This window comes from Microcystis sp. LEGE 08355 (assembly GCF_015207185.1).
GTDB classification, from domain to species: Bacteria; Cyanobacteriota; Cyanobacteriia; order Cyanobacteriales; family Microcystaceae; genus Microcystis; species Microcystis panniformis.
Map to the genome: position 1 here is coordinate 1 of NZ_JADEXI010000251.1, position 6530 is coordinate 6530.

A 6530-nucleotide genomic window follows, 5' to 3' on the forward strand; every position below is an offset into this window, starting at 1 on the left:
TACCTAAGCAAAATTAATTACACAAATCTAACCCCCCCTTGCCCCTTGCCCCTTGCATAAGTGCATTTCTCCACTAGGAAATTTATTCTGCACCACTACCTAACTGTTTAATTTTCACCCTTTATTCAGGAAAAAGTCATGTCAATTCCTTTTTTAGTTAAGGATATCTACCCCGGTTCCTTTGGTCCCTACCCCGGCAATCTGACGGCCCGGGGCAATACTCTGTTCTTCACTGCCTATGACAGCGTTAACGGTGAGGAATTGTGGAGGAGCGACGGCACAGCGGCCGGTACAGTTCGGGTCGCCGACATCAACCCCGGTGACTATGGCTCCTACCCGAGCAATCTGACGGTGGTGGGCAGTACCCTGTTCTTCCAGGCCTATGACAGCGTGAACGGTATTGAATTGTGGAAGAGCGACGGCACGGCGGCCGGTACGGTTCTGGTCAAAGATATCAACCCCGGTGACTCTAGCTCCTACCTCGACAATCTAACGGCACTGGGCAATACCCTGTTCTTCACTAACGCTGGATTGTGGAAAAGCGACGGCACGGAGGCCGGTACGGTTTTGGTCAAGAACATCAGCCTCGACAATCTAACGGCCGTGGGCAACACCCTGTTCTTCAGTGCCAGAGGCGTTAGCGGTAATGAATTGTGGAAAAGCGACGGCACGGCGGCCAGTACGGTTCTGGTCAAGAATATCCGCCCCGGTTCCTCTAGCTCCGACCCCCGATATCTAACGGCAGTAGGCAATACCCTGTTCTTCGCTGCCGATAACGGCGTGAACGGTCGGGAATTGTGGAAAAGCGACGGCACGGCGGCCGGTACGGTTCTGGTCAAAGATATCAACCCCAATCCCTCTTCCTTTCCCCTCCGCTATCTAACGGCGGTGGGTAATACCCTCTTTTTCCGTGGTTTTGACGGCGTTAGCGGTAATGAATTATGGAAGAGCGACGGCACGGCGGCTGGTACGGTTCTGGTCAAAGATATACGCCCCGGTCTCGGTGGCTCCCTTGACTTCTTCACCCAGATGACGGCGGTGGGCAACACCCTGTTCTTCACTGCTTTTGACAGCGTGAACGGTACTGAATTATGGAAGAGCGACGGCACGGCGGCCGGTACAGTTCTGGTCAAGGATATCAACCCCGGTTACGATAGTCCCTTTAGTGGTCTCAACCCCCAAAATCTGACCGCAGTGGGCAATACCCTGTTCTTCACTGCCGATGACGGCGTGAACGGTACTGAATTGTGGAAAAGCGACGGCACGGCGGCCGGCACGATTCTGGTGGGGGACATCCGCCCCGGTTCCAATGGCTCCAACCCCCAAAACCTGAGAGTAGTGGGCAGCACCCTGTACTTCACTGCCGATGACGGCGTGAACGGTCGGGAATTGTGGGCCGTGAGTGGTCCCGCAGTTCCCACCCTCGCCATTGCCGCCACCAGTGCCAGTCAAACCGAGGGCAACAGTGGCAGTAAAGCCTTTACCTTTACCGTCACTCGTTCGGTTAATACCACCGGAAGCAATAACGTTAACTGGGCAGTTACCGGCAGCGGAACCAATCCTGCCAATGCCACGGATTTTGTCGGGGCAATCTTACCCAGTGGGGTAGTAAGTTTTGCCGCCGGGGAAACCTCAAAAGTAATTACTGTTAACGTTCAGGGGGATACAACAGTAGAACCCGACGAAAACTTTACCGTCACCCTCTCCAATGCCACCAACGGCGCTACTATTACCACCGCTACTGCTATTGGCACTATTCAAAATGATGATACCAGTGTCACCCCAATTGAAGCCTTCGGTAACATCAAATTAGTCCAAGACGCGACTAATAACCTCTATGCTCAAATTGGCAATAATAACCCCACTGCTATTAAAAATGGGTCCACTCAGATTACCACAAACATCTACCCTGGTTGGCAAACTCTAGCAGCAGAAACCGTCAACGGAGTCAATCAAGTTTTATGGAAATATAACGATGGTAATTATCTCCACTTGTGGAGTTTAGATAATAACTGGAATTGGCAATCTTCAAGCGGATGGTGGGGATTAAATTCCCCGGAAGCTTTTACTCAAGAAACCAACTTCCAACAAGACTTTAACGGGGATAATCTGATTGGTAATCCCTCCCCAGGTCTTCTAGTTGGTGGCTTAGGTAATGATATTCTAGTTGGTGGCGCTGGTAACGATACCCTCAATGGTGCTGCTGGAAGCGATACTTTAACCGGTGGGACGGGGACAGACATCTTCATCTTCCAATTTGGTCAGTCCACCGCAGCAGCCCTAGACCGAGTTACGGATTTTGCTATTGGTACTGATAAGATTGACCTGCTTAGTCAAGCTGGTGCGGCAATTAATGCCCCTGTCGCTTTTACCCGGGCAACAGATAGCACCACGACCAATATTAACACTATTGTTACTAACGTCTTTACCGATGCTAATGGGGCAACAGCCGGAAATCAAGCTCTCGGAATTAACAGTGCTGTTTTAGTGCGGGATAATAGTTCTTCTACTTACCTAATTATCAACGACGGCACGGCGGGTTTCCAAAGTGCTAATGATTTGGTGATTAATCTCACCGGATTAACGGGTACTTTACCGGCGCTCGGCACTATTGCGGTCAATAGTTTCTTTGTCTAAATTAATGGGGGGATTCTTAAATCGAGTTCCCCCATTCACCAGTCATCAACTCATCGGCTCTGACAGGCGATCGCCATTGGTGCGAGTTTCAAACGTAAGCGTCAAAGTTGATCACAGGGAAGGAAATGGTGATCGCAGTGGGAGGCGGTCACTATGGCGTAAACTCAAGGGGGATTAGTGCAATCAGTAACGTTTAGTTCATGACCAATGCACCTGACGACTACGATAGTCCTTGGAAAACGGCTCTGGTGCGGTATTTCCAGGAATTTCTGGCGTTTTACTTTCCGGCGGCTTATGAGTCCATTGATTGGACATTCCCCCATAGGTTTCTGGAGCAAGAACTGGCCCAAATTGTGGCAGATGCGGAATTAGGGCGGCGACGGGTGGACTGTTTGGTAGAAGTGACCCTGACCACGGCCAAGCAGGAATGGGTTTATATTCATGTGCAGGTTCAGGGGCGACCGAATAGAACCTTTGCTGAACGGTTGTTTATTTACAACTATCGGCTTTATGACCGTTACCGTCGCCCGGTTGCCACCTTAGCCGTGTTAGCAGATACAAATCCAAGCTGGCGACCCCAGGGATTCAGCTACGACTTGCTTGGTAGTCGGACAAGCATTGAATTTGCGACAGTAAAAATTCTTGACTACGCCAACTGTCTCAATGCTTTGCTAGACAATCCCAACCCTTTTGCCCTGGTGACTGCGGCCCATTTATTAACCCAACAAACCCGCAATAATCCGTCAGGGCGCTATGACGCCAAGTGGCAGTTGGCTCGATTACTATATGAGAGGGATTGGGATAAGCAACGGATTCTTGATTTGTTTGGCATTATCGACTGGTTAATGAAGTTGCCCCAAGACTTGGAGAAACAACTGTGGACATCCATTCAAAATTTGGAGAAAAATAAAGCCATGCCCTATGTCTTATCGGTAGAACGTATTGCCCGTCAAGAAGGTCGTCAAGAAGGTCGCCAGGAGGGTCGTCAGGAGGGGCTTCTCGAAGGAGAATCTCTGCTGATTGTGCGACAGTTGTCAAAACGATTTGGTACCCTGAGTCCGGATGTGGTAGCCCAGATTCGTGGGCTGACGGCGTCGCAATTAGAACAGTTGGGGGAGGCTCTCTTGGATTTTCAATCCTTGGCGGATTTGGATAACTGTTTGGATTCCCTTTAAATTCAGGTTTGTTAAGCGACCAGTTTAGTCAGTCCACTGCCGCAGCCCTAGACCGAGTTACGGATTTTGCTATTGGTACTGATAAAATTGACCTGCTTAGTCAAGCTGGTGCGGCAATATCGTACTTTTAGCCCTGAAATATATGATAGCGATGATAGTTTAAAAAATCTAAATCTGGTGAAAAGCGAGCGGGAACATTTAAAGTTTTACCGCGATAGTTGATAAAATTTAGTGCTAACGTCTCGCTACCTTGATCCTGAGCCTTTTTTTCGATCTCATGGCCAATAATTAATCTTAAATCCTCATCGAAACTAATTAAACCTCGATCGAAAGCAGTATCATGAGTACGAGCTAGGCACAGTCCATTATGAGGGTTTAAACGTTGTTCGGGAAATTGACTCCAGGGTAATATATGACTAGCTGTTAATAACAGAGGAATGGGATTTCCTGTAATACAGCAACGATAGTTATATAGCTGGACTTCCCCCCGTATAAACATACTAGCTATGGCTAAAAGTCTTACAGAGCCTGAGTTCAAGCAATAAAATACTAATGAACTACTGGACACAAAATCCTGAAGTTCTTACGCAGATAGGGTTTTCAGTAATCAGTAATCAGTAAAAAGACAGTAAGAAACTTCTATTTAATACTGCACACTTAAAAACTCACATCTGATAACTGATAAACGTCTCTATATCTGGACTTCCCCCGTATAAACATACTAGCTATGGCTAAAAGTCTTACAGAGCCTGAGTTCAAGCAACATAATACTAATCAACTACTGGACACAAAATCCTGAAGTTCTTACGCAGATAGGGTTTGAGGCAAAAATTTTCAAATTTGACCTTTAGACCATTATAGCTTGTTTCGGGGCAGAAAACCAGCAAAAACATGGCTACAGAGGGAATCCCTTACTCTAGAGATTAATGACACTATCTGTTAAAATCAGGTTAGCGATCACTATACAGCCAACTCTACGGAATCGCTCTACTCCAGATACAGTCAACGGTACAGCCATTTTCAAGTCAAAAATGTACCCAGTAGCCTCTTTTCAATTTTTTCTGAGAAGCGACCTGCAGTAAGGGTTTTGTTAATTTTTTAGTATTTATGTATGGGGGAAGTCCAGATATAGGGCTAAAATTGTCTTTCTAAAAAAGTTTTGTCCGATTCTAACTTTTCTGATTGCTTCGTTTTCTGTTTTGATCTTTCCCGAAAAATCAAGTCTAGTAAAATCCTCTTGCTGCTCGTTGATAACTCCTAAAAGAACTTGTAATTTTTCCTCACTTTCTAGGGCCAATTCTGTCCAGTTATCCTCGAACTCCTGCCAGATTTGCCGATCAGCTTTACTGATACCTTTTAACCCCTGTACTCCTCGCAATTGATGCCTGGGATCGAGAGAACCAAAATTACATAATTTCATCACCAGGGCCGATGGTGTTCGCTGTAACTTTTCAGCGACTTCGATAATAATAGGATTATTGGTGTGGAATTGTCCATAGGGAAATTTATAGTATAAATTGAGAGCGATCAGCAGCTCATCCCTTGTCCATAAATTCTTAGTCATAGCCCCTAGAAAATACCACGATCAGCCCTGAAATTACTGCTCAAATCAAATCGGGAAAAACTTCGCGTACTGCTGGATGAATTAACCGATGATTGGCCACATTTAACCCCTTAGCGAGGGAAACATCTTGATCCAAGGCTTTTACCCCATGGTCGGCTAATTTAAGAACGTAGGGTAGGGTACTATTATTTAAAGCTTGGGTTGCCGTCCAGGGTACTGCTCCAGGCATATTAGGGACCCCATAATGTACTACTCCCGACTCCAGGTAAGTCGGTTGACTGTGGGAAGTGGCCCGCAGAGTTTCCACGCAGCCCCCTTGGTCCACTGCCACATCGACAATTACAGAACCAGGGTTCATTTTGGCGACTAAAGAGCGAGAAACCAGGGTCGGCGCTCGTTTTCCTAAGACTAGCACGGCCCCAATCAATAAATCGGCCTTAGGAACCACATTTTCTAATTGTGCCGGGCTACTGTAAAGCAATTCTACCCTGGAACCGAATAAAGTTTCTAAATAGGCCAAGCGCTCGACGTTAATATCTAAAATAGTTACTTTTGCCCCCATACCGATGGCAATTCTGGCCGCTTCCGTACCCACCACACCACCGCCAAGGATAACCACTTGTCCAGGACTCACCCCCGGGAAACCCCCCAGTAAAACTCCCCTACCTCCCTGTTGTTTTTCTAGATAGCGGGCCCCAAATTGTACCGAAAGACGACCGGCAATAACACTCATGGGAGTTAAGAGAGGCAAGCGACCATCGGCAAGCTCGACGGTTTCATAAGCGATCGCAGTTGTTCCCGACTCGATTAATGCTTCCGTTAAATAGCGCTCGGCCGCTAGGTGTAAATAGGTGAATAGGAGAGCTTCCTTGTTTAAAAAGCCGTATTCTGCCTTAAGCGGCTCTTTTACCTTGACAACTAGCGATTTATCCCAAACTTGGACCGCTTTTTCCACAATTTTGGCCCCGGCTTTTTGGTAATCTTCATCGCTGAATCCAGCACCCAATCCGGCGGCCGTTTCCACAAATACCCTGTGACCGCGATCATTGAGTACACGCACACTACTAGGACTCAAACCGACGCGAAACTCTTGATCTTTAATCTCTTTGGGAACACCTATTTCCATAGTTTGCTTCTGGGGGACTATTTCTAAC

Annotated in this window: 5 protein-coding genes and 1 pseudogene; 3 read left to right on the top strand and 3 right to left on the bottom strand. The window is 47.2% G+C overall.

What is annotated here, in order from left to right; all coding sequences use genetic code 11:
- Positions 1 to 138: 138 nt before the first annotated feature.
- From IQ242_RS13580 to IQ242_RS27150, 3 genes and pseudogenes are all read left to right on the top strand, one after another.
- Positions 139 to 2637 (top strand): ELWxxDGT repeat protein, encoded by a 2499-nt coding sequence (locus tag IQ242_RS13580; protein ID WP_193960327.1) that lies wholly within the window; start codon positions 139 to 141, stop codon positions 2635 to 2637.
- 200 nt (positions 2638 to 2837) lie between these two features.
- Entirely contained in the window at positions 2838 to 3812 is a 975-nt protein-coding gene (locus IQ242_RS13585; RefSeq protein WP_193960328.1) for a DUF4351 domain-containing protein, read from the top strand.
- A gap of 20 nt (positions 3813 to 3832) precedes the next feature.
- Positions 3833 to 3934 (top strand): annotated as a pseudogene (locus tag IQ242_RS27150) (hemolysin); the annotation flags it as partial.
- A gap of 5 nt (positions 3935 to 3939) precedes the next feature.
- Here IQ242_RS27150 and IQ242_RS13590 read toward each other — a convergent pair.
- From IQ242_RS13590 to ald, 3 genes are all read right to left on the bottom strand, one after another.
- Positions 3940 to 4311 (bottom strand): HNH endonuclease, encoded by a 372-nt coding sequence (locus IQ242_RS13590; RefSeq protein WP_228020982.1) that lies wholly within the window; start codon positions 4309 to 4311, stop codon positions 3940 to 3942.
- Positions 4312 to 4917: 606 nt separating this feature from the next.
- Positions 4918 to 5376: a hypothetical protein gene (locus IQ242_RS13595; protein WP_228020983.1), complete on the bottom strand. Its 459-nt coding sequence runs from the start codon at positions 5374 to 5376 to the stop codon at positions 4918 to 4920.
- A gap of 40 nt (positions 5377 to 5416) precedes the next feature.
- Positions 5417 to 6502 carry an alanine dehydrogenase gene (gene ald / locus IQ242_RS13600; RefSeq protein ID WP_193960329.1) on the bottom strand — a complete coding sequence of 362 codons (1086 nt, stop codon included), beginning with the start codon at positions 6500 to 6502 and terminating at the stop codon, positions 5417 to 5419.
- Positions 6503 to 6530: the final 28 nt, after the last annotated feature.

What these genes read in the sequence shown, in the direction of transcription:
- IQ242_RS13585 (WP_193960328.1), top strand. Translation starts at nt 2,838, where the DNA reads ATGACCAATGCACCTGACGACTACGATAGTCCTTGGAAAACGGCTCTG.
- IQ242_RS13590 (WP_228020982.1), bottom strand. Translation starts at nt 4,311, where the DNA reads ATGTTTATACGGGGGGAAGTCCAGCTATATAACTATCGTTGCTGTATT.
- IQ242_RS13595 (WP_228020983.1), bottom strand. Translation starts at nt 5,376, where the DNA reads ATGACTAAGAATTTATGGACAAGGGATGAGCTGCTGATCGCTCTCAAT.
- ald (WP_193960329.1), bottom strand. Translation starts at nt 6,502, where the DNA reads ATGGAAATAGGTGTTCCCAAAGAGATTAAAGATCAAGAGTTTCGCGTC.
- IQ242_RS13580 (WP_193960327.1), top strand. Translation starts at nt 139, where the DNA reads ATGTCAATTCCTTTTTTAGTTAAGGATATCTACCCCGGTTCCTTTGGT.